The sequence below is a fragment of the Klebsiella sp. genome, assembly GCF_027492335.1.
GTDB classification, from domain to species: domain Bacteria; phylum Pseudomonadota; class Gammaproteobacteria; order Enterobacterales; family Enterobacteriaceae; genus Klebsiella; species Klebsiella huaxiensis.
Window position 1 is genome coordinate 81,214 of record NZ_JAPUEW010000049.1, and the last position, 21,178, is coordinate 102,391.

Sequence of the window (21,178 nt, forward strand, 5' to 3'; positions counted from 1 at the left end):
GTTTTTTTGCCTGTATTTAGGCATAGGGTGGACGCATTTTTCGTGTCCTGGCCGGGCGCTGCCCGGTGAGCAAGATATTGGCAGTTAACATATTCCTGGGGGATAAATGAGCGCGGGAAGCCCAAAATTTACCTTAAGTCGCATTGCGGCTTTATCACTGGTGTCACTCTGGCTGGCAGGCTGTAGCAGCTCCAATAATGCGCCAGCGCCGGTCAGTTCGGCTGGCGGTGCTTCATCTTCCAGTACCAATTCCGGAATGCTGATCACGCCGCCGTCAAATACCGGTTCTTCCACCGTTCCACAGGCGCGCCCGGTACAAACTCAACCGGTACAGACGCAGCCTACCCAGATTCAGCCGATGGCCCAGCAGCCGGTACAAACGGTTGATGGCAAGATTGTCTACAACCGCAAATATGGCGATATTCCTAAGGGTAGCTACACCGGAGGCAGTACTTATACGGTTAAACGCGGCGATACGCTGTTCTATATTGCATGGGTCACCGGGAACGACTTCCGCGACCTGGCTCAGCGTAATAATATCCCGGCACCGTACGGTTTGAACGTCGGCCAGACGCTTCAGGTCGGCAACGCGTCAGGCCAGCCGATCACCGGTGATAACGCTGTTGCACAGGCTAGTGCGCAGGCCAGCAGCGGTGGGATGCTGACCGCAAATTCTGCACAAAAATCGACCGCGGTGGTTGCGTCACAACCAACTATTACGTATTCTGAATCTTCAGGTGAACAGAGTGCTAATAAGATGTTGCCGAACAACAAGCCTGCGACGACGACTACAACCGTCGCGCCAGTTACGGCTCCAGCTGTCAGCACAACCCAATCGACTGCAAGCAGTACGTCAACCAGTTCGCCGATCTCTTCATGGCGCTGGCCGACTGATGGCAAAGTTATCGAGAACTTTAGTGGCTCCGAAGGAGGCAACAAAGGTATCGATATTGCAGGCAGTAAAGGACAGGCTATTGTCGCGACCGCAGATGGGCGCGTCGTCTATGCCGGTAACGCACTGCGCGGTTACGGTAATCTTATTATCATCAAACACAACGATGATTACCTGAGCGCCTACGCTCATAACGATACGATGCTGGTAAAAGAGCAACAAGATATCAAAGCGGGGCAGAAAATCGCTACCATGGGTAGCACAGGTACAAGTTCGACACGTTTGCATTTTGAAATTCGTTACAAGGGGAAATCCGTCAACCCGCTGCAGTATTTACCGCAGCGATAATTTGGCGAAGTACGCATAAGCGTAGCATCAGTGAAAAGGCGTCAGGGCGGGAGATATAAAGATTACCGTCCGGGCGTCGTTTGAATGATGTTTAGCGAAGGTGCTTTGCTCAGGGATCACGGGTAGGAGCCATCTTTATGAGTCAGAATACGCTGAAAGTTCATGATTTAAATGAAGACGCGGAATTTGATGAGAACGGAGTCGAGGTTTTTGACGAGAAAGCCTTAGTTGAAGAGGAACCCAGTGATAGCGATCTGGCTGAAGAAGAGCTTCTTTCGCAGGGAGCAACCCAACGGGTGCTCGATGCGACGCAACTCTACCTTGGTGAGATTGGTTATTCCCCACTGCTGACCGCCGAAGAAGAGGTTTATTTTGCTCGTCGCGCGCTGCGTGGTGACGTTGCGTCACGCCGCCGGATGATTGAAAGTAACCTGCGTCTGGTTGTCAAGATAGCCCGTCGTTACGGCAATCGTGGTCTGGCTCTGCTGGATCTGATTGAAGAAGGTAACCTGGGGCTGATTCGCGCAGTTGAGAAGTTTGATCCGGAACGTGGGTTCCGTTTTTCGACTTATGCGACCTGGTGGATTCGTCAAACGATTGAACGGGCGATAATGAACCAAACCCGTACCATTCGCTTACCTATCCATATTGTTAAAGAGCTGAACGTCTATCTGCGTACCGCACGCGAGTTGTCCCATAAGCTGGACCACGAGCCAAGCGCGGAAGAGATTGCCGAACAGCTGGATAAGCCAGTTGATGACGTGAGCAGGATGCTGCGTTTGAACGAGCGCATTACCTCGGTGGATACGCCGCTGGGTGGTGACTCGGAGAAAGCGCTGCTGGATATCCTGGCCGATGAAAAAGACAATGGCCCGGAAGACACCACGCAGGACGATGATATGAAACAATCCATCGTCAAATGGTTGTTCGAACTGAACGCCAAGCAGCGTGAAGTGTTGGCTCGTCGCTTTGGTCTGCTGGGTTATGAAGCCGCAACGCTTGAGGATGTGGGCCGTGAAATTGGTCTGACCCGCGAACGCGTGCGTCAAATCCAGGTTGAAGGTCTGCGCCGCCTGCGGGAAATTCTGCAAGGCCAGGGGCTAAACATCGAAGCGCTGTTCCGCGAGTAAGATACCTTTCCTAAAAAAGGCTCAATCAGATGATTGAGCCTTTTTCTTTTTAGCGGTCCGCTATCCCTGAGCCGTTTCGTGCAGATGCAGCCAAACGACCTTTTCCTCTTGCAGGCGGAAGATAACTGTCGAACAACGCACGCTCTTCACTTTACCGGGTAGATATTGGGTTTCACGATACTCAACTGCTGCGCCATCTTGCCACTCGGCGAGCAGGGCTGCACTATCAACGACAATCTTTAAACCCGGTCGTCTGGTGCTGGCACCCTTGAAAAAGGCGCTAACTTCCTGATGGCTCATCCGAATGCCGCTTGTTGGGATCATCGTAAAATCGGCGCTAAAACGGAGCATTAACGCCTCTATGCTCCCTTCACCCCGACTTAGCCAGTTTTCGATGACTACGTGCGCGTCGAGTACTTCCTGGATATAGCGATTCATTGGTTCTCCATTTTGCTATGTAGGTGCATGACTATCGCCCGGTTATTAAACCTCAGGCAGTTCAGTAGCGGCACGAGGGTAACCACGGCGGCGGTGATAAATACGCCGCGCCAGGCCAGCGCCGTTGGGTAGTAACGCAGAAGGGCGCTAAGCAACGCAGCCAGTACTGCTGAGCCAATCAGGAAGCTAAGCTGGCGATTGATATTCCACAGCGCGCTGGCGTCCGGCATATCAGGGTTCGCCACGTTAAGAAACGCGCTGCTCTGCGCTGAACTGCTGCACAAGCTGCCGCCTGCGCCCATTAAGGTAAATGTCAGTATTAGCGTACTGCAGGCGGTATGTGGATCCACGCCGACCAATAAGAGGATCCCAGCGGCCTGTAGCAGGCAGCCCGTAGCAATTAACGGGCGCGGGCCAAGACGATTAAAATAACGACCGGTTACCGAGATAGCGACAAACGAGGCCAGCGACCACGGCAGCATCAGAGAGCCGATGGTGGAAGGTGATAATCCGGTGACGTTTTGCAAATAAAACATCCCGACAACGTTAATGCCAATAAACGTCCCCGGTACGCAGAGATACACCAGCATTGAAAAACGCAGCAGCGGATCGCGCAATAAAGGGAGATGTAGGAAACGACGCGTTCGCGGGGTGTTGTTCTCATTCTTCAGCCACAGTGCGGCCAGGCCAAGCGTGATGAATGCAAGCGGCAGGCTGACAAAGAAAACCCACCGCCAGCTAAGTGATTGGACTAATACTCCGCCCAGGGCCGGAGAACATGCCGGAGCCAACAAGCCGACCATCATCACCGCAGCGGAAAGTTTAGCCCGCTCGTGAGGCTTAAACTGCTGCCATGTCAGCGCCTGACCTATTGGAATCAACAGCCCGCCGCCCATCCCCTGCAACGCGCGCCACAGCACAAGGCTTGTCAGCGAATCAGCCTGTCCTGAGGCCAGCGCCCCGACGCTGAACAGGCTCAGTGAAAGCAAAAAGATGCGCCGGGCACCAAATCGCTGGCTGAGCCAGGCGCTGAAAGGCAGTACAAGAGTGAGTCCGGCGATATAGCCATTGCTCACCCACGCCAGTTCGCCCACCGATGCGTGCAGCGCCCGACTCATCGCTGGAAAGGCGACGCTGGCGATAAACATATTGATTAAGTCGAGAAAGAAACCAAGCAGAAAAACGGTTGCGACCTTGCTGCGATACGTCATTTTAAATTCCTCTTGAAGGCCGCTACTCTAAACCTCGGCGGTGGGGCGGATAAACGCGACATTCGGGGATATACTGTCTAAAATTTTTTGACAATAAGTGGTGACATGCTGAATTTACAGCGAATGACCATGTTTGTGGCGGTGGTGGATAGCGGCAGCTTTACCGCCGCGGCAGCGGCGCTTGGGCAAACCAAAGCGGTGATCAGCTTTAACGTCCGACAGCTGGAGAGCGAACTTGGCGTCACGCTGTTGTTGCGATCCACGCGCAGGCTCACGCTGACTGAAGCCGGTTCGCTGTTTTATCATCGCGGCGTTGCGTTACTGAAAACGGCTGAAAACCTGCAAGATGAGGTGCGGGCCAGCCACTCGGGGTTGAGCGGCGAACTGCGGATGACCACGACGCCAGAATATGGTGCGCAGGTGATTATTCCTGCGCTGGCGGAGTTCAGTGCGCGGCACCCGGCGCTGCGCGTGCGCCACGTTTCCTCTTCGCATCACGCGGATTTAATCTCCGGGCGTTTTGATGTGGCGATTCGCCTCGGAACGCTGGCGGATTCACGTTACCGGGCGGCGTTGATATCCCGCTTTGCCATTATCCCGGTAGCTGCCCCGGCATGGCTGGCTGAGCATCCTTTGAAAACCCTTGAGGCGCTGGCTCAGGCGGATTGGATTATTCATGAGCGCCTGTCCGCACCGCTACGCTGGCAGCTCACCGGGCCGCGGGATGAGAGCATCGCTTTTGATATTAAAAAAGTGCCACGTCTGTCGGCAGACAGCGCCAGTGCGCTGATGGCATTTGCGCTGGCGGGTAGCGGCGTCGCGCTGCTCCCCGAGTGGCTGGTGGCGACTGCGCTAAGAGAGCAAAAACTGGTTCAGGTGGTGCCGGAATTTACTTTTCCGCATCAGGGAGTGTTCGCGGTCTACCCGGATGCGCAGCATGTACCAACGAAGGTCCGGGCGTTTATTGATTTTTTACGCGAACGCCAGGGCTAATCTTTCTGTTCTTGCGCGATCAGCTTACGGATTATATGTGAAAACTGCTGGCGCTCTTCGCCGCTCAGGCGACCCAAAAACTCTTCATCAACAGCGTTTCCCAGTGGCATGGAGTTTGCCAACAACGCCTGGCCTTCGTCGGTTAAATAGACAAAACGGCGGCGTTTGTCGGATGGATCGTGCTCACGACGCACCAGTCCCCGGCTCTCCATGCGGCTCAGCATTTCCGCCAGCGTCGCTTTGGTGCTGACCGCCGCCTCCGTTAGCGTCACCTGTTCAATGCCCGGATGCTCCGCAATCGAGCGCATCACCGCATACTGTGGTTTGGTGAGATCCGGTAGTTCGTGCTGCCAGCGGGCGGTGTGCTGTTGAAAAAGCTGGCGCAATAGATGGAACGCCTCATTTCTTAACTCCATGACAACTCCGTAATAAAACAGTCGGCTCTATGATAGCGGTTCGCAGCGCTTTTGCGCATTTTTCCTGTTTTGATTAAAAATGCGGACGTATATAAACAACCTTGCGTAGATGGCCTTACAAGCGTAGGGTTAATAAAAATGTTCGTATACGAACAATATATGAGGTGATGATGAAGTTAATTGTTGGGATGACCGGGGCGACGGGCGCTCCGCTGGGCGTAGCGCTGCTTAAGGCGCTTCGTGAGATGCCGGAAGTGGAAACCCATTTGGTGATGTCTAAATGGGCTAAAACCACGATAGAACTGGAGACGCCATACAGTGCACGCGAAGTGGCTGAACTGGCTGACTTCTCGCATAGCCCTGCCGACCAGGCCGCCATCATCTCATCTGGTTCATTTCGTACCGACGGCATGATTGTCATCCCTTGCAGTATGAAGACGCTAGCCGGTATTCGTGCCGGATATGCCGAAGGGTTAGTTGGTCGGGCGGCTGACGTGGTGCTGAAAGAGGGCCGAAAGCTGGTACTGGTCGCGCGCGAAATGCCGCTGAGCACCATCCATCTGGAAAACATGCTGGCTCTGTCCCGCATGGGAGTGGCGATGGTGCCGCCGATGCCCGCTTATTACAACCACCCTGAAACCATTGAAGACGTCACTGACCACGTTGTCGCGCGGGTGCTGGATCAGTTTGGTCTGGATTATCACAAAGCCCGCCGCTGGAATGGTTTACGGACGGAAGAGAATTTTTCACAGGAGAATGAATAATGGCTTTTGATGATTTGCGCAGCTTCTTGCAGGCGCTGGACGACCAGGGGCAACTGCTGAAAATTAGCGAAGAAGTTAACGCGGAGCCGGATCTGGCTGCCGCCGCTAACGCCACCGGACGTATTGGCGATGGCGCACCGGCGCTGTGGTTCGACAATATTCGCGGTTTTATCGATGCCCGTGTGACGATGAACACCATCGGTTCTTGGCAGAACCACGCTATTTCGATGGGTTTGCCGCCGAACACGCCGGTGAGAAAACAGATTGATGAGTTTATTCGTCGCTGGGATAAATTCCCGGTAGCGCCGGAGCGTCGGGCAAACCCAGCGTGGGCAGAAAATACCGTCGACGGTGAAGACATTAATCTGTTTGATATTCTGCCGCTGTTTCGTCTGAACGATGGCGATGGCGGCTTTTATCTCGACAAAGCCTGCGTGGTTTCTCGCGACCCGCTGGACCCGGACAATTTTGGCAAGCAGAACGTTGGTATCTATCGCATGGAAGTGAAGGGCAAGCGTAAGCTGGGCCTGCAACCTATCCCAATGCATGACATCGCGCTGCATCTGCACAAAGCCGAAGAGCGCGGCGAAGACCTGCCGATCGCTATCACTCTCGGTAACGACCCGGTTATCACCCTGATGGGCGCCACGCCGCTGAAGTACGATCAGTCGGAATATGAGATGGCGGGCGCGCTGCGCGAAAGTCCGTACCCGATTGCCACCGCACCGCTGACCGGATTTGACGTGCCGTGGGGCTCGGAAGTGATTCTTGAGGGCGTTATTGAGAGCCGAAAACGCGAGATCGAAGGGCCGTTTGGTGAATTCACCGGTCACTACTCCGGTGGGCGCAATATGACGGTAGTGCGGATCGATAAAGTCTCTTATCGCACCAAACCGATTTTTGAATCTCTCTACCTCGGCATGCCGTGGACCGAAATCGACTACCTGATGGGCCCGGCGACCTGCGTGCCGCTGTACCAGCAGTTGAAAGCGGAATTCCCGGAAGTGCAGGCCGTCAACGCCATGTACACTCACGGCCTGCTGGCGATTATCTCCACTAAAAAACGCTACGGCGGTTTTGCCCGCGCGGTTGGCCTGCGGGCGATGACCACGCCACACGGTCTGGGCTATGTGAAGATGGTGATTATGGTTGATGAGGACGTTGATCCGTTCAACCTGCCACAGGTGATGTGGGCGCTGTCTTCGAAAGTGAACCCGGCGGGGGATTTGGTCCAGTTGCCGAATATGTCCGTGCTGGAACTTGACCCTGGCTCAAGCCCGGCGGGGATCACTGACAAACTGGTTATCGACGCGACTACGCCGGTTGCGCCGGATCTTCGTGGTCATTACAGCCAGCCGGTACAGGATCTTCCTGAAACCAAAGCGTGGGTTGAAAAACTGACCTCCATGCTGGCCAACCGTTAATAAGGAGATAAAGATGATTTGTCCACGTTGCGTCGATGAACACATTGAAGTGCTGGCGAAGTCGCCGGTAAAAGATGTCTGGACGGTATTTCAGTGCCAACACTGTTTCTACACCTGGCGCGATACCGAGCCGCTACGCCGCACCAGCCGCGAGCACTATCCGGAAGCGTTTCGCATGACGCAGAAGGATATTGATGAATCGCCAATGGTGCCGAGTATTCCGCCGCTGCTGGCGGAAGATAAGCGCTAAAAGAAACGGGCCTGCTAAGTCGGGCCCGTTTTATATTTGATTTATAAATTAAAGCTGGGGCTAATAGCTATAAACTCTTGCGAGCATTATCGCAACCTGCAATAAAAAGATGGAATTTAACTTACTCAAGGTAATTTTCGTCATCAGCGGGTATAGAATAAACGTGGGTGCTTGAGGCTATCTGGCTTTGAGCATTTTTGAGGTTCCAGATAGACGAAAGCCCCAGGAGATATTTTTATCAACTGAGGCTAATGGATGAACCTAGACAACTCAGATGTTAGTCTCTTCTTTGCAGGGAGGCAAAATATGCCCTTGTGGCAATCATTGTGCTGTGTATCACAGCGCTGGGATTTACGCTGATGGTGCGCGATTCGTTATGCGAACTGAGCATCAAAGAGCGTAGTATGGAGTTTAAAGCTATTCTCGCTTACGAATCGAAGAATTATCAACAGCTCGGGGGTAACCCCGCGTATTGATTGTCAGGAAGCATCCTCTCGCACCCATTTATATTTTTAAAACGGCAGCACGATAAGCACTGCCGTTTTTACTTCTAAGAGATTGTAAGAATCACACCAAACTCTTCAGGCGATAAATCCATTCCAGCGCCTGACGCGGCGTTAATGAATCCGGGTCGAGATTTTCCAGCGCCTCAACCGCAGGCGAAGCTTCTTCCGGAGCGGAGAGCAGCGACATCTGCGTGCCGTCCACCTGAGTGGCGGCAGCGCTCGGCGCTATGCTTTCCAGCTCGCGCAGTTTCTGCCGCGCGCGCTTAATCACCTCTTTCGGCACTCCGGCCAGCGCTGCGACGGCCAGACCGTAGCTCTTGCTGGCCGCGCCATCCTGCACGCTGTGCATAAAGGCGATGGTATCGCCATGCTCCAGTGCATCAAGGTGGACGTTGGCGACGCCTTCCATTTTCTCCGGCAGTTGGGTCAGCTCGAAGTAGTGGGTAGCGAACAGGGTCAACGCTTTAATTTTATTCGCCAGATTTTCCGCACAGGCCCACGCCAGCGACAGGCCATCGTAGGTTGAAGTACCGCGGCCAATTTCATCCATCAGCACCAGGCTGTGCTCGGTGGCGTTATGCAAAATATTGGCGGTTTCGGTCATTTCCACCATAAAGGTCGAGCGACCGCTGGCAAGGTCATCTGCCGCGCCAACGCGGGTGAAGATACGGTCGATAGGGCCAATCTCGACTTTTTGCGCCGGGACGTAGCTGCCAATATAGGCCAGCAGCGCAATCAGCGCAGTCTGGCGCATATAGGTACTTTTACCGCCCATGTTCGGACCGGTGATAATTAACATTCGGCGCTGTGGCGTCAGGTTTAGCGGGTTAGCGATAAACGGCTCTTTCAGCACTTGTTCAACCACCGGGTGGCGGCCTTCGCTGATACGAATACCCGGTTTATCGCTAAAGGTTGGGCGACAATAGTTGAGCGTTTCCGCGCGCTCGGCAAGGTTAACCAGCACATCAAGCTCCGCCAGCGCGTTGGCGCTCTGTTGCAGATCACCAAGATGCGGCAGCAGCATATCGAATAATTGATCGTACAGCTGTTTTTCCAGCGCCAGGGCTTTCCCTTTCGATGTCAGTACCTTGTCTTCATACTCCTTCAGCTCAGGAATAATGTAGCGCTCGGCGTTCTTGAGGGTTTGACGACGGACGTAGTGAATTGGTGCATGCTGGCTCTGACCGCGGCTTATCTGGATGTAATAGCCGTGAATGGCGTTGTAGCCCACTTTCAGCGTATCTAGCCCCAGACGCTCGCGTTCACGGATCTCCAGCTTATCGAGGTAGTCCGTTGCGCCATCAGCCAGCGCCCGCCACTCGTCGAGTTCTTCATGATAGCCGGGAGCGATAACGCCGCCGTCGCGAACCAGCACCGGCGGCGCATCGATAATCGCCCGCTCCAGCAATTCGCGCAGTTCGGTAAACTCGCCCATCTTCTCACGTAGCTGTTGCACCGGTGCGCAGTCAACATCGGCCAGCATAGCGCGCAGTTCCGGCAGTTGTTGGAACGCGTGGCGCATACGTGCTAAGTCGCGCGGACGGGCAGTGCGCAGGGCCAGACGCGCCAGAATACGTTCGAGATCGCCAACCTGGCGCAGTATCGGCTGCAGTTCAGTGTAACGTTCCTGAAGCGCGCCGATGGTCTGTTGGCGTTCTACCAGCACATCGGTATCACGCGCTGGCATATGCAGCCAGCGCTTAAGCATACGGCTGCCCATTGGGGTGACGGTGCAATCGAGCACCGCGGCTAGCGTGTTATCAATGCCGCCAGCCAGGTTCTGGGTGATCTCCAGATTACGGCGAGTGGCGGCATCCATAATGATGCTGTCCTGCTGGCGCTCCATGGTGATGGAGCGGATATGCGGCAGCGAGGTACGTTGGGTATCTTTGACATATTGCAGCAAACAGCCAGCAGCACACAGTCCGCGTGGCGCATTTTCCACACCAAACCCGATGAGATCGCGGGTGCCGAATTGCATATTGAGCTGCTGGCGCGCAGTGTCGATTTCAAACTCCCACAGCGGGCGGCGGCGTAGTCCGCGGCGGCCTTCGATCAGTGAGGATTCGGCGAAGTCTTCAGCGTACAGCAGTTCGGCGGGATTGGTGCGCTGAAGTTCTGCCGCCATGGTTTCCCGGTCAGCCGGTTCGCTCAAGCGAAAACGCCCGGAGCTGATATCCAGAGTGGCATAGCCAAAGCCTTTGCTGTCCTGCCAGATGGCGGCCAGCAGATTATCCTGACGCTCCTGCAATAGCGCTTCATCGCTGATGGTGCCGGGCGTAACAATGCGCACCACTTTACGCTCGACCGGCCCTTTGGTGGTGGCCGGGTCGCCAATCTGTTCGCAAATGGCGACCGATTCACCCTGATTAACCAGCTTGGCGAGATAGTTTTCCACCGCGTGGTGCGGGATCCCGGCCATCGGGATCGGCTCGCCCGCCGACGCTCCGCGTTTGGTCAGCGAGATATCAAGCAGTTGTGACGCGCGTTTAGCATCATCATAGAACAGCTCGTAAAAGTCCCCCATCCGGTAAAACAGCAGGATCTCCGGGTGCTGGGCTTTCAGCTTGAGATACTGCTGCATCATTGGCGTGTGGGCGTCAAGGTTCTCTAGTGTACTCATCAGTTTATGATGTCCATTCTCTTAAGTTTTAATGAGTTAGCGGAGTTTATTGTTCTCATTACGTCGCACTCCGCCTCATTGGTTTCTGTGAAACTCTGCGTTTCTTTTCATCTGCACATAGGCAGCATGATAACGGAGTCTGAATGTCAGGAAAACAAGAAGGAAGAGGTGGGGCCAGAGTGGATGGCATGGCGAAGTTAAAGATGAGGAATCGCGTGCTTATGGCAGCATAGCGGCGAACTTTGTTCGATGTTTCGAATAGATATATGTTCTGCCATCTATGCAGAAACGCCATGAAACATATTGTTTCTTCAATATGTTTAGCGATTTTCTATCATGACATGGATTGGATTTATTTTAATGTTAATTAAATGTAATATAATTTACAATTATTCAACGATGGTTTTTTATAGTTTTTAATCTATTAATAACCTTTCGTAATTTGTTTTTAGGATGTATCTCAATGCTCTGCGAGTTAATTTCCTGGGCTAACAATGTTCGCGAGGTTAAATGTTTTTTTAATTACCCGTTCAATGTATTACTTTTTACATGGAAAATGATTTGATAATATTTTTATCGACCAGGGGATCTGGCTGTAATTAAATCTTATTGTGGCGGTTTAATTATTAAAACGGATTTTTCGGTAATGCGGAGGGCTGCAGGTCGTTGGGCAAATATAATACCACGACTTTATCGCTCTTTACTTTTTAGGATAAAAATTTATAACGCAGGAATTTTCTATGAAACTGAATAAAGTTGCTATGGCTGTGGCATTAACTGCTGCTCTCGGTTCTATGTCTGCTCTGGCTGATACAACTAACGGTCAGATTGAACTTCAGGGTGAGCTGGTCAATACCGCTTGCGGCTTAGCCCCGTCGTCCAGCCCGGTAACCGTTGATTTTGGTCAGGTTCCTGTTTCCCTGCTGCAAGGCGGTGGTCAGGCAACTGAAACCAAAAACATCGAACTGCAGTACTGCGATACCACCATTGCCAGCAGTGCCGTTGTTTCCTACACCCCGACTTCGGTTAACCCGAACGATCCTACTCTGGCAGCATTCACTTCTGGTTCCGCATCTGGTGCGGGTATCGGCCTGAAAGACAGCGCTAGCCAGACTGTTACCTGGGGCGCGCAGACTACTCCGGTAACTCTGGTTGACGGAACTAACACTATTCCTTTTGTTGCGTTCCTGAAAGCAGAAAGCGGTACTCCGACCGTAACCGCTGGTGCATTCCAGTCAACGATCAACTTCACTATCGATTATCAATAATCGTTTTTGAGTTATCGTTCGCGGGGAGATTTCTCCCCGCGATATTTGGCTATATACCAGATAATATGGAATTCTGAGTATGGTAAAGGATACAGAGAAAAAGAGACTGATAGGGTTATTCGTATCTGTATTACTCTTTTCCGGACATGCTTTGAGTACTAATTTCACTCCTGGAAAGCTGGAACTTTCTGGCGAGTTGGTTGCCGCCGCATGTGATATTGATCCTAACTCGCGAGAGCTATGGGTTGATTTTGGCAATATATCCGCTCGCGATATTAATATGGATCAAGAGGGCAAGCTTACCCGGCCTTTTCTGGTGCGCTTAATCGGTTGCGAGTCTTTCGGCAGTGATAATCAGTCAAGTCCAGGCGCTTTTGCCACAATTACCTTTACAGGAAACGCCTCTTCGCAAGATTCTACGGTATTAATACCTGATGGCGAAGGGAAAGGGTTTGGTATACAGATTCGCGATCGCCATGGAGAGGTTTTAACCTTTGGGGAACCCTCTTCGGGATATCTTTTGAGTGATGAGAATAATACGCTGAAATTCACCGCTTCACTGGTTCCGGTTCAGCAACATATAAAGGCAGGGGATTTCTACGCCGTCACTCGTTTCTTTATGGATTATAACTAGAAACAAGCCAGTTATTCTTGTTTTAGCTTGTTTGTCGCGCACGATATTTTACTGAATGATTCGGGATGAATAGTCATGTCAGCAGAACTAAAAATAAAAATAAATGTAATCCTCTCTCAGATACTTTTCTTCTGCTGCACTTCTATGGCTTGTGCTTCCTCGGATGTAGAATTCAATACCGACGTACTGGATGCCGCCGACCGTGGCAATATTGATTTAACCCGTTTTGCTACCGATAACTATGTTCCGCCTGGCGAATATCTCTTAGACATTAAAATTAATGGCCAGGCAGTCGGGCAGCAAAAAGTTCGCTATCTGCCCTCTAAAGACCAGAAGCATACCCAGGCCTGTATTAACGGCGAAATCCTTTCAAGATTAGCGTTGAAAGAGGAAGCACAACTGAAGGTTGCGCAGCCTTTTGCGGATTGCTATGACCTGCTCAGCCTTCCCGGCGCTACGCTCAGTAACTACGCTGGCGTGCTGGATATCACCGTCCCACAGGCGTGGATGAAATACAACGACCCGAACTGGGTGCCGCCAGAGCGCTGGGACCAGGGAATTGGTGGGTTCCTGCTAGACTACAGCCTGACCGGGCAATACACCCGGCAGCTTGATATGCATGAAGATTACAGTACCCTGAGCGGATATGGTCAGACCGGGGTCAACCTCGGAGGCTGGCGTTTACGCGGTGAGTATCAAACCAGTTACTATAGCTCAACGCACCAGTTCGATTTCGACATGAATCAGATCTACGCGTATCGTCCGTTGCCGATGCTGGCGGCAAAATTGACGGCAGGGGAGATCTACCTTGATTCTCAGGTCTTCGACACCGTGCGCTTTACCGGACTTAATCTCGCCAGCGACGAGCGTCAGTTGCCGCCAAATCTGCAAGGGTACGCGCCGGAAATTCGTGGCCTGGCCAAGACTAATGCCAAAGTGACGGTGAAGCAGAGCGGGCGCATTATTTATGAGACCACGGTCCCTGCCGGGCCGTTTAATATCCAGGACCTGCGTAGTTCGGTGCGCGGTACGCTGGATGTACAGGTGGAAGAGCAGGATGGCTCCATTTCCACTTTCCAGGTCAACACCGCCAATATTCCTTATCTCACGCGTCCGGGCTATGTGCGTTATAACGTGGCGATCGGTGCGCCATCCCGTTACAGCCATAAAATTCAGGGACCGGGATTCGCTTCCGGCGACTTCTCCTGGGGGATAAGCAACGCCTGGTCGCTATATGGTGGGCTGCAAAGCGCGGGGGCTGAATATACTGCGGTTTCCGCTGGTATTGGTCGTGATTTAAGCGTTCTTGGCGCGCTCTCGCTGGATGCCACTGAATCTTATAGTCAGCAGTCGAATAAGAAACGACTTAAAGGCACCTCATTTAAGCTGAGCTATGCGAAAACCTTCGACGAATATAACAGTTCAATTACCTTCGCCGGATATCGCTTTTCTCAGGAAGATTTCCGCTCTTTCTCGCAATATCTCAACGAGCGTTATGAGGGATATGACAGCCTTGGGCGCGAAAAAGAAGTTTATACCATTACCGGGAATAAAACGTTCTGGGCCGATGAGCCGGGCAAGGCAACCACTGTATTCCTGACCTATACCCACCAGAATTACTGGAATCGCAGTAGTCAGGATCGCTACGGCATCTCTTTAGGGCGTTCGTTTAACGTCGGTAATATTCGCGGGATCACCACCAATATTTCAGCATATCGTTCTGATTATGAAGGGCGTAAAGACGACTCGATCGCTATTTCGCTTTCTGTTCCGGTTGGCGATAGCAAATGGAGTGGTCTGGACGTGCAGACCAATAACGGCAAAACCAGCCCGATGCTCTCGTATACCGATAGCAGCGACTACAACAACCTGTGGCGACTGCGTGCAGGGGCGAGCCAGAGCGGTTATGCCAACGTCGACGGCTATTATCAGCGCCGCTCGCAGTATGCCGAAATCAACAGCAACGCCAGCTATCAGCAGGATCGCTATATCTCTCTGAGCAGCACTCTGCGCGGCGGCTTTACCGCCACCCGACACGGCGCGGCGATCCATAACAGCGGCGCGACGCTCAACACCGCTCGCGTGATGGTGAATACCAACGGCATCGGCGACGTCCCGCTAAATGACGGGAAATCAAGAACTAACAATTTCGGTATCGCCGTGATTCCGGACATCGTGAGCTACAACAGCTTTGATACCCGGGTTGATGTCGATGCGATGTCGGAATCGATTGAACCGGCAAAAGCCATCAGCACCGCCACGCTGACCGAAGGCGCTATTGGCTATCAGACCTTTGGCATGGCGAAGGGCGAGAAGATGATGGGCATCATTCGCCTGGCTGACGGTACCTATCCTCCGTTTGGCGCCGAGGTTATTAACGGCGATGGCGTTAGCGTGTCGATGATTATGGAAGGCGGACAGGGATGGCTGGCGGGCGTGAACCCACAAGAGGCGCTAAGCGTGATGTGGAGCGGGAAAAAGCAGTGTCAGATAACCATTCCGCCATCTATAGAGCGTCGTTCGACAGCCGCGCTATTGCCGTGTAAATGACAGTGACAGTAATAAAAGGCCAAAAATGAGCATGACAAGTAACAAACTCTGCTGGGTGGGCGCCCTGATGCTGACAGCGGTAAGCAGTACCGCTCAGGCGGGCGTTTCACTGGATCGCACTCGCTTGATTATCACCGGTAAAGATAGCTCGGCAAGCGCGAATTTGACCAACACCAGCCCGGATATTCCGTTTCTGGCGCAGTCCTGGGTCGAGGACAGCAAAGGCAATAAAATCACCTCTCCGCTGGTGGTGCTGCCGCCTTTGCAGCGAATTAACGGCGGGCAAAAAGGCGTCGCGCGCGTGACCAAGACTGATGGCATCAATCAGCTGCCGCAGGATCGTGAAAGCCTGTTTTATTTAAGCGTGCGTGAAATTCCGCCTAAGCCAGATAAAGCGAATGTCCTGCAATTAGCGATGCAGTCGCGGATTAAATTATTTTTCCGCCCAACCGCCATTATCCCAAAAAGCAAAAGCGAGATTTGGCAGGATCAGGTCGTCTTTCAAAAAAGCGGCAATAAAATGAGCGCGCAAAACCCGACGCCTTATTACATCACCATCATTAGCCTGTCGCGGACGAAGGGTGAAAAAATAACGAAATTTCCTGGAATAATGATTGCACCGAAATCCAGTCTGGAGTTCAGCGTAACAGATGGCGGAATTAGTGATTTTTCCATGATGTACGTGAATGACTATGGCGGCCATCCGGAACTGAAATATCGCTGTGCGGGAAATACCTGTAAAGCTCTGCCGCCGTCGCAGCAAGGGTAATTGAGAGGAACCTGATGATGAAAACGCGTTTATCGCTATTCGCACTGTTTGTATTCGGTCTCAGCATGCCAGCGCTGGCCGACGCTGATATTCCGCTACAGCCGCAGCACTATAACCAGGATCATCAGGGGGAAGATGGCGGTAACGTGATATTTCAGGGTTCCGTTTACGCCTCGCCGTGCGTCCTTGCCCCGCAGAGCCGTCTGCAAATCATCGAACTGGGCGAAATTAGCGCCCGCCGTTTTCATCAGGCGGGCGATCGTAGCCAGCCGGTACTGGTACGCGTTGAACTGCGAGATTGCCTGAAAGGGGCGTCACAGGCGCGAGACAGCATCGCATCAAGGACTACGGGAAATAGCAAGCACCTCTATACCACTGGCGAGCAGGCGGTACAGATGACGTTTATCGGCGAGTCGGACGAGAATAATCGTCAACTGTTACGCCTGACTGGCAGCACCTCCGGAGCCGGTATTCGCCTGCTGGATATCAAAGAGCGCGCGCTGGATATCAATCAAACCCAGCCGCCGTTTATTGTGAAAACCGGCGACAGCAGCCTGACGTTTATTGCGGTACTGGAGTCTACCGGGCGAAACGTGACCGCCGGTAATTTTAGCGGACTGCTGCGTTTAAAAATGGAGTATCTGTAATGGCTGCTATGGTTATCTGGCGTAAAACCCGCGTCGCTATTTTGCTATTCGGTGGCCTGCTGTCCTGGGAAACCGCAGCGGCAGTTGAAGGGGAAATTACGCCGGTTGGCGGACCTAAAATGTATAATATTGACGTCGCCAACCAGGATATTACCAACAACAGTATCGGGGCGACCATTCCTTATACTTTTGCATTAGGCGGCCAATACTCTGGCGTAGCCAGCTGCACTATCGCCATGGAAAATCAGGCCATCTATTATTCTGCTACTGCCTCGTTACTTCAGCAGGGTAGTTCGGCGGGATATTTAAAACTCAATGATTATATGGATGTGAAAATTGAAATTTACATCCGCGGCCAACGAATGGCGTATCTTCCTGTGCCTTTTAATAATGAATCGAACGATGCATTTCAGAACAAATGCGTGCCACCAACCACTCAGTTTAATAACTTTGAATCCGGCGCGCAGGGGCGGGTGACGTTTATGATCACCAAGCCGATTGTTAACGGCGTAAACCTGTTGGGTACCGAAATAGCTAAACTTTACGGTCGCCTGGGCAATTACAGCGCCGGTATGGGGACCACGCCCATGTCGATTGTCTCAATTAACTCTGGAGTTATTACTGTTCCGGACAAATGTATCGTCAACTCCGGCTCGCCGATCACTGTTGATTTTAACACTATCCCCAGCTCTGGTTCACAGCTTAACGGCAACAACTACAGCCAGTCCGTGCCGATTCAGGTGAAGTGTGAAGGGGGAAGTTTTGCGACCGGTAACTTGAATATTCGCCTGGGAATTCAGCAGGCTAATACCGCCAGTTTTAATAGCGATTATTTAGGTACCACCGGGGCCGTCGACCGCTCCAACCTTGGCATTATCTTGAAGGATTCCGGCGGCAATTTAGTGGCCGCGAATAAGTTTTATGACGTCCCGGGTTTTAATAATAACCAGGGAACCTGGAATCTGACCGCCGCACCGATTGCCAATGCCGGGACCAACGTACTTGAAGGGGATTTCCAGGCATCGGCCACCGTGGTCGCTGAGTTTCAGTAAGGGGACAGCATGCGTCAATTAATCGCATCAATGATACTCATATGTTCGCTACCGGCAGTCACCCCGGCGCATGCCATCGGAGAGCTGATCGGCGGCGATTTAAACTTCAAGGGAACCGTCGTTGCCCAGGGCTGCAGTATCGTGCCTTCGTCAAAAAACATCGCCGTGGATTTTGGCCAAATTTCAACCCGCTCGCTGTACGCCGAAGGGAAATCTCAGCCCAAAGCGTTTGTTATTGAGCTACAGGATTGCAGTACCGATGTCTTTAATTCCGTCACTGTGACCTTTAGCGGGACGGAAAATGCCAATATGAGCGATCGCCTGGCGATTACGCCGGTAGCGCCCAATTCCGCCAGCGGGATTGGTATTGGCTTTGAAGAGAGTAATGGTACGGCTATTTCACTGAATACGCCGACTACCGCAGTTGCCATTTCCGATGCCACCATGCAGTTAAATTTTAAAGCTTTTGTGGAAGGGGAACCGGATGCCTTGAGTAACGAAACCTTGCAAACCGGTGCCTTTCAGGCCACGGCAAATTACACCCTAAACTATCAGTAGAACCGATCAAGGATGATTAAAAATGAGCCGCCATTTCTTTCTCTACGATAAAAATATTTTTTTCTCTGAAGGTGTGCGTTCCGCGGTTGCCGATCTTACTGCCCGCGAGCCGGACTGCTCTTTCTCAAAGATCGAACATTTTTCGCAACTGATTAGCACGCTGCGTTCACCAAAAAAGAGAGATGAGCTGCATTGGATCCTCTGTGATGTCGACAGCTTACCGGATGAACGCTTTAATGCGTTGTATACCATTAAAGAACATTATTGCCGGGAAAATCAGCAACTGGTTATTCTGTTAGATAGCAATAATCTCGCTCTCTTTTTTGCACTGCATTCGCTTCTCCCGGAAGCCAGTTGGTTATTAAAGAATGAATCACTGAGCAACTTTTCTAGCTTTATCGAAGATTCTCAGGCACTAGTAGCAAAAAAAATATTCTTTAGCCGTTCGTTGATTAACTACACACGGCAAAAATGGTTGGCAAGAGATTTTAATAACAGCATCTCCAGCGATGACTGGTGGTTGATGGAAGAAATATTCAAAGGAAAATCGCTTTCGCAAATTTCCTCTGAGCAACAAATTGATGTTCGTCGCTTAAGCCGCAGTAAACGAGGGCTGATGAAAAAATTAAACGCCAAAAATAACGTTGAGCTGTTTAACATTTTCAAGTGTATCGTCGCCACGCCTTGTATATAGCAGCGTGCAACGTATGACATCGACAAAATTACTGGCAGGTATCTAAGCCAGTAGGTAAGTGTAAGAAAATACATTTCAATATAAATAGTTAAGGAACTAACAAATGCAAAAATTAAGCATGATTGAAGCAGCGGGTATTATTGGCGGGACCTGTAAGGAAACTTGCACCAGCTCTTACGAAACTGTGGTTGTTGGTGGTGTTTCTTCTTGTAAAGAAGTGACCACCTGCACGGATAAGCACGGCAACTCAACCGTTAGCATGAAAGATGCTGCTGATGGTATGTGCGTAGTACCGAACCGCATCCGCCAGTAATTTCTGCAGTGGTATATGGAGGGGAAACCCTCCATATATTTTTACGCCTTTTTCGCGAGCCTGGTATCGAAATGAAAATAAAACCTATTACCGCTGTTGGCTACACGTTTCTGGTGGCGTTAATTTCGTCGCTGATGACTGTTTTGTGTTATCACATCTTTGTATTTAATACTTTTTCATTCGATAGCAGTAAGCCTTCGGCGCTACGGAAAATTGACGATGGAATTATTGCCAGTAGCCCAATAAAACATGAGAGCAGTATTATTGAAGTACTGTCCTATGGCTGCCACTACTGCGCGTCGAATGAGGAAGATATCGAAAAATTTGCCGCCACCTTACCGGCAGATAGCACCTTCGAAGTTATCCATATTACCGCTGAAAGAAATGGTCTGGCAGTTTATGCACCGGTTTTTGCGACGCTTGAAGTGATGGGCCTTGAGCGTCAGACGCGCGACTCGGCATTTAACGCGGTAATGGTTCGCGGTATTAATTTAGCTGATGATGAAGCGCTGAATACCTGGCTGAAAAAGAACGATATTGATGTGGCGAAATATCATCAGGTACGCCAAAGCAAAGCCGTTGCCGAGCGGCTGGAATATATGGCGGAAATCACCGAGCTCTATGACATTAACGCGACGCCGTTGTTTATTGTTAATAAAAAATACGTCGTGGCGAAGGATCGTCAATTTCCTGAATTTGCCGACTATATGCGTCAGCTGTTAGCTCAGGACAAGGAGTAAGCGTGACGCGCTTTCTGATCGTCTGGGGCGTCTTCAGCGTAAGAAAATGGTCCGCGCAGCTTGCCTGGCGACACCGTCCTTTTGCCGCCTACGGGCAAAAGGCGGTGCGGGCAGTGATGTGTTATACCCCTATGTCGCTGTTGTTGCTAACCGTTCGTGCGCTGTGCACGCTGCGGCTGTTGGGCAGACAATATCGCGGGCGTACCGCCGTGGCGACGCAGAACTATCGCTGCCTGACCGGTGGCGATGGGCGAGTTGACGCCGCGTGGATCGCCATGCGCCGCCAACTGCTGGAGATGGGCGCGACCTGGGGTCAGCACCCGGCAACGTTGCGCCAGATGCAGGCGTGTACGCAAGAGCTTGATGCGGTGGTTGCGCCACTGGTGGCGCAAAAGACGCCGGTGGTCCTCGCGCCGCTGCACTGCGTTTCCGATATTTTAGCCGCGATGGTCGGGGCCGGCGTGACGCCGGGCAAAGCCAGCGTGGTGGTCTCGTCCAGCGCGGAAAGCTACACCGTCGCCAGCCGCGCAATGGGCGGCGTCGCGCTCTCTTACTGCTCCATCCACCAGGATAATACATCGCTGGCCAGTGAGCTGATGGCGCTAATGACTAATGTCTCTGAAGGGCGGGAAAATATGATTATTTTCCCCGATATTCCAGCCGATTACACCGTTCAGACCCATGAAGCACAGTCCGGGAAAATAAGCTGTCGGCTATTTGGCCGTCCGGCAAAACTACACAACGGCGTACAGCGGTTTTCGCGCATCGTGTCGGCGCAGGTGGTTTTTTATCACCTCTATTATCAGCAAGGGATAAAAATAAAAATCTATTCCCCGCTGTCGCCAAAAGAGGTCGCGGCAACGTTGCCGACGATTATTGAAAATACCCTGCGTGATTATCCGCAGGATTGGCTTTTGTGGCACAGCCATTCGCTCTATTTTATTAATCACTGATACAT

Annotated in this window: 22 protein-coding genes; 18 read left to right on the forward strand and 4 right to left on the reverse strand. The window is 52.0% G+C overall.

Going from position 1 to position 21,178, the window contains the following annotated elements:
- Positions 1-106 precede the first annotated feature (106 nt).
- Positions 107-1,240, forward strand: coding sequence for a murein hydrolase activator NlpD (nlpD, locus tag QVF11_RS15310; RefSeq protein WP_142514522.1), 1,134 nt, complete (start codon positions 107-109; stop codon positions 1,238-1,240).
- A 137-nt stretch (positions 1,241-1,377) separates the two neighbouring features.
- Positions 1,378-2,370: an RNA polymerase sigma factor RpoS gene (rpoS, locus tag QVF11_RS15315; RefSeq protein ID WP_110275838.1), complete on the forward strand. Its 993-nt coding sequence runs from the start codon at positions 1,378-1,380 to the stop codon at positions 2,368-2,370.
- A 60-nt stretch (positions 2,371-2,430) separates the two neighbouring features.
- Here the strand turns inward: rpoS and QVF11_RS15320 are convergent, their stop codons facing one another.
- Both QVF11_RS15320 and QVF11_RS15325 read right to left on the reverse strand, forming a co-directional pair.
- A complete protein-coding gene (locus QVF11_RS15320; protein WP_142514521.1) occupies positions 2,431-2,808 on the reverse strand; it encodes a DUF4440 domain-containing protein in 378 nt (125 codons plus the stop codon).
- Positions 2,805-4,019 carry an MFS transporter gene (locus tag QVF11_RS15325; protein ID WP_287858072.1) on the reverse strand — a complete coding sequence of 405 codons (1,215 nt, stop codon included), beginning with the start codon at positions 4,017-4,019 and terminating at the stop codon, positions 2,805-2,807. The genes QVF11_RS15320 and QVF11_RS15325 overlap by 4 nt, the downstream gene beginning before the upstream one ends.
- A gap of 105 nt (positions 4,020-4,124) precedes the next feature.
- On the opposite strand from QVF11_RS15325, the gene QVF11_RS15330 reads away from it, so the two are divergent.
- Complete coding sequence (locus QVF11_RS15330) at positions 4,125-5,012, forward strand: LysR family transcriptional regulator (RefSeq protein ID WP_287858074.1); 888 nt, start codon at positions 4,125-4,127, stop codon at positions 5,010-5,012.
- Here QVF11_RS15330 and QVF11_RS15335 read toward each other — a convergent pair.
- Entirely contained in the window at positions 5,009-5,428 is a 420-nt protein-coding gene (locus QVF11_RS15335) for a MarR family winged helix-turn-helix transcriptional regulator (protein WP_112213848.1), read from the reverse strand. The two genes, QVF11_RS15330 and QVF11_RS15335, sit on opposite strands and share 4 nt — an antisense overlap.
- 170 nt (positions 5,429-5,598) lie before the next feature.
- Here QVF11_RS15335 and QVF11_RS15340 point away from each other — a divergent pair, with 170 nt between their 5' ends.
- The 4 genes from QVF11_RS15340 to QVF11_RS15355 all read left to right on the forward strand — a co-directional run bounded on the left by QVF11_RS15340 (position 5,599) and on the right by QVF11_RS15355 (position 8,342).
- Complete coding sequence (locus tag QVF11_RS15340) at positions 5,599-6,192, forward strand: non-oxidative hydroxyarylic acid decarboxylases subunit B (protein WP_287858175.1); 594 nt, start codon at positions 5,599-5,601, stop codon at positions 6,190-6,192.
- On the forward strand, positions 6,192-7,616 hold the full coding sequence (locus QVF11_RS15345) for a non-oxidative hydroxyarylic acid decarboxylases subunit C (RefSeq protein ID WP_112213846.1): 1,425 nt from the start codon (positions 6,192-6,194) through the stop codon (positions 7,614-7,616). The genes QVF11_RS15340 and QVF11_RS15345 overlap by 1 nt, the downstream gene beginning before the upstream one ends.
- A gap of 13 nt (positions 7,617-7,629) precedes the next feature.
- Positions 7,630-7,866, forward strand: coding sequence for a non-oxidative hydroxyarylic acid decarboxylases subunit D (locus QVF11_RS15350; RefSeq protein WP_112213845.1), 237 nt, complete (start codon positions 7,630-7,632; stop codon positions 7,864-7,866).
- Between the two features lie 314 nt (positions 7,867-8,180).
- The gene (locus QVF11_RS15355; RefSeq protein WP_287858076.1) at positions 8,181-8,342 is read left to right on the forward strand and encodes a type I toxin-antitoxin system Hok/Gef family toxin; all 162 of its coding nucleotides are present in this window, start codon (positions 8,181-8,183) and stop codon (positions 8,340-8,342) included.
- A 91-nt stretch (positions 8,343-8,433) separates the two neighbouring features.
- Here QVF11_RS15355 and mutS read toward each other — a convergent pair whose 3' ends face one another.
- A complete protein-coding gene (mutS, locus tag QVF11_RS15360; RefSeq protein WP_112213843.1) occupies positions 8,434-10,995 on the reverse strand; it encodes a DNA mismatch repair protein MutS in 2,562 nt (853 codons plus the stop codon).
- 740 nt (positions 10,996-11,735) lie between these two features.
- On the opposite strand from mutS, the gene QVF11_RS15365 reads away from it, so the two are divergent.
- From QVF11_RS15365 to QVF11_RS15415, 11 genes are all read left to right on the forward strand, one after another.
- Positions 11,736-12,263: a fimbrial protein gene (locus QVF11_RS15365; protein ID WP_110275828.1), complete on the forward strand. Its 528-nt coding sequence runs from the start codon at positions 11,736-11,738 to the stop codon at positions 12,261-12,263.
- A 79-nt stretch (positions 12,264-12,342) separates the two neighbouring features.
- The gene (locus QVF11_RS15370) at positions 12,343-12,897 is read left to right on the forward strand and encodes a fimbrial protein (RefSeq protein WP_287858077.1); all 555 of its coding nucleotides are present in this window, start codon (positions 12,343-12,345) and stop codon (positions 12,895-12,897) included.
- 75 nt (positions 12,898-12,972) lie between these two features.
- Positions 12,973-15,447, forward strand: a complete 2,475-nt coding sequence (locus QVF11_RS15375; RefSeq protein WP_112213841.1) for a fimbria/pilus outer membrane usher protein — start codon at positions 12,973-12,975, stop codon at positions 15,445-15,447.
- A gap of 25 nt (positions 15,448-15,472) precedes the next feature.
- Positions 15,473-16,216: a fimbrial biogenesis chaperone gene (locus QVF11_RS15380; protein WP_287858078.1), complete on the forward strand. Its 744-nt coding sequence runs from the start codon at positions 15,473-15,475 to the stop codon at positions 16,214-16,216.
- Positions 16,217-16,233: 17 nt separating this feature from the next.
- Positions 16,234-16,863, forward strand: coding sequence for a fimbrial protein (locus QVF11_RS15385; protein ID WP_112213839.1), 630 nt, complete (start codon positions 16,234-16,236; stop codon positions 16,861-16,863).
- Positions 16,863-17,915 (forward strand): fimbrial protein, encoded by a 1,053-nt coding sequence (locus QVF11_RS15390; protein ID WP_287858079.1) that lies wholly within the window; start codon positions 16,863-16,865, stop codon positions 17,913-17,915. Before QVF11_RS15385 ends, QVF11_RS15390 begins: the two co-directional genes overlap by 1 nt.
- Before the next feature lie 9 nt (positions 17,916-17,924).
- Entirely contained in the window at positions 17,925-18,473 is a 549-nt protein-coding gene (locus QVF11_RS15395) for a fimbrial protein (protein ID WP_112213837.1), read from the forward strand.
- Positions 18,474-18,495: 22 nt separating this feature from the next.
- The gene (locus QVF11_RS15400) at positions 18,496-19,167 is read left to right on the forward strand and encodes a DNA-binding response regulator (protein WP_287858081.1); all 672 of its coding nucleotides are present in this window, start codon (positions 18,496-18,498) and stop codon (positions 19,165-19,167) included.
- Positions 19,168-19,270: 103 nt separating this feature from the next.
- A complete protein-coding gene (locus QVF11_RS15405; protein WP_110275820.1) occupies positions 19,271-19,480 on the forward strand; it encodes a DUF4762 family protein in 210 nt (69 codons plus the stop codon).
- Positions 19,481-19,551: 71 nt separating this feature from the next.
- The gene (locus QVF11_RS15410; RefSeq protein WP_112213835.1) at positions 19,552-20,220 is read left to right on the forward strand and encodes a DsbA family protein; all 669 of its coding nucleotides are present in this window, start codon (positions 19,552-19,554) and stop codon (positions 20,218-20,220) included.
- Positions 20,221-20,222: 2 nt separating this feature from the next.
- Positions 20,223-21,173, forward strand: coding sequence for a lysophospholipid acyltransferase family protein (locus QVF11_RS15415; RefSeq protein WP_287858083.1), 951 nt, complete (start codon positions 20,223-20,225; stop codon positions 21,171-21,173).
- Positions 21,174-21,178: the final 5 nt, after the last annotated feature.

What these genes read in the sequence shown, in the direction of transcription:
- nlpD (WP_142514522.1), top strand. Translation starts at nt 107, where the DNA reads ATGAGCGCGGGAAGCCCAAAATTTACCTTAAGTCGCATTGCGGCTTTA.
- rpoS (WP_110275838.1), top strand. Translation starts at nt 1,378, where the DNA reads ATGAGTCAGAATACGCTGAAAGTTCATGATTTAAATGAAGACGCGGAA.
- QVF11_RS15320 (WP_142514521.1), bottom strand. Translation starts at nt 2,808, where the DNA reads ATGAATCGCTATATCCAGGAAGTACTCGACGCGCACGTAGTCATCGAA.
- QVF11_RS15325 (WP_287858072.1), bottom strand. Translation starts at nt 4,019, where the DNA reads ATGACGTATCGCAGCAAGGTCGCAACCGTTTTTCTGCTTGGTTTCTTT.
- QVF11_RS15330 (WP_287858074.1), top strand. Translation starts at nt 4,125, where the DNA reads ATGCTGAATTTACAGCGAATGACCATGTTTGTGGCGGTGGTGGATAGC.
- QVF11_RS15335 (WP_112213848.1), bottom strand. Translation starts at nt 5,428, where the DNA reads ATGGAGTTAAGAAATGAGGCGTTCCATCTATTGCGCCAGCTTTTTCAA.
- QVF11_RS15340 (WP_287858175.1), top strand. Translation starts at nt 5,599, where the DNA reads ATGAAGTTAATTGTTGGGATGACCGGGGCGACGGGCGCTCCGCTGGGC.
- QVF11_RS15345 (WP_112213846.1), top strand. Translation starts at nt 6,192, where the DNA reads ATGGCTTTTGATGATTTGCGCAGCTTCTTGCAGGCGCTGGACGACCAG.
- QVF11_RS15350 (WP_112213845.1), top strand. Translation starts at nt 7,630, where the DNA reads ATGATTTGTCCACGTTGCGTCGATGAACACATTGAAGTGCTGGCGAAG.
- mutS (WP_112213843.1), bottom strand. Translation starts at nt 10,995, where the DNA reads ATGAGTACACTAGAGAACCTTGACGCCCACACGCCAATGATGCAGCAG.
- QVF11_RS15365 (WP_110275828.1), top strand. Translation starts at nt 11,736, where the DNA reads ATGAAACTGAATAAAGTTGCTATGGCTGTGGCATTAACTGCTGCTCTC.
- QVF11_RS15370 (WP_287858077.1), top strand. Translation starts at nt 12,343, where the DNA reads ATGGTAAAGGATACAGAGAAAAAGAGACTGATAGGGTTATTCGTATCT.
- QVF11_RS15375 (WP_112213841.1), top strand. Translation starts at nt 12,973, where the DNA reads ATGTCAGCAGAACTAAAAATAAAAATAAATGTAATCCTCTCTCAGATA.
- QVF11_RS15380 (WP_287858078.1), top strand. Translation starts at nt 15,473, where the DNA reads ATGAGCATGACAAGTAACAAACTCTGCTGGGTGGGCGCCCTGATGCTG.
- QVF11_RS15385 (WP_112213839.1), top strand. Translation starts at nt 16,234, where the DNA reads ATGAAAACGCGTTTATCGCTATTCGCACTGTTTGTATTCGGTCTCAGC.
- QVF11_RS15390 (WP_287858079.1), top strand. Translation starts at nt 16,863, where the DNA reads ATGGCTGCTATGGTTATCTGGCGTAAAACCCGCGTCGCTATTTTGCTA.
- QVF11_RS15395 (WP_112213837.1), top strand. Translation starts at nt 17,925, where the DNA reads ATGCGTCAATTAATCGCATCAATGATACTCATATGTTCGCTACCGGCA.
- QVF11_RS15400 (WP_287858081.1), top strand. Translation starts at nt 18,496, where the DNA reads ATGAGCCGCCATTTCTTTCTCTACGATAAAAATATTTTTTTCTCTGAA.
- QVF11_RS15405 (WP_110275820.1), top strand. Translation starts at nt 19,271, where the DNA reads ATGCAAAAATTAAGCATGATTGAAGCAGCGGGTATTATTGGCGGGACC.
- QVF11_RS15410 (WP_112213835.1), top strand. Translation starts at nt 19,552, where the DNA reads ATGAAAATAAAACCTATTACCGCTGTTGGCTACACGTTTCTGGTGGCG.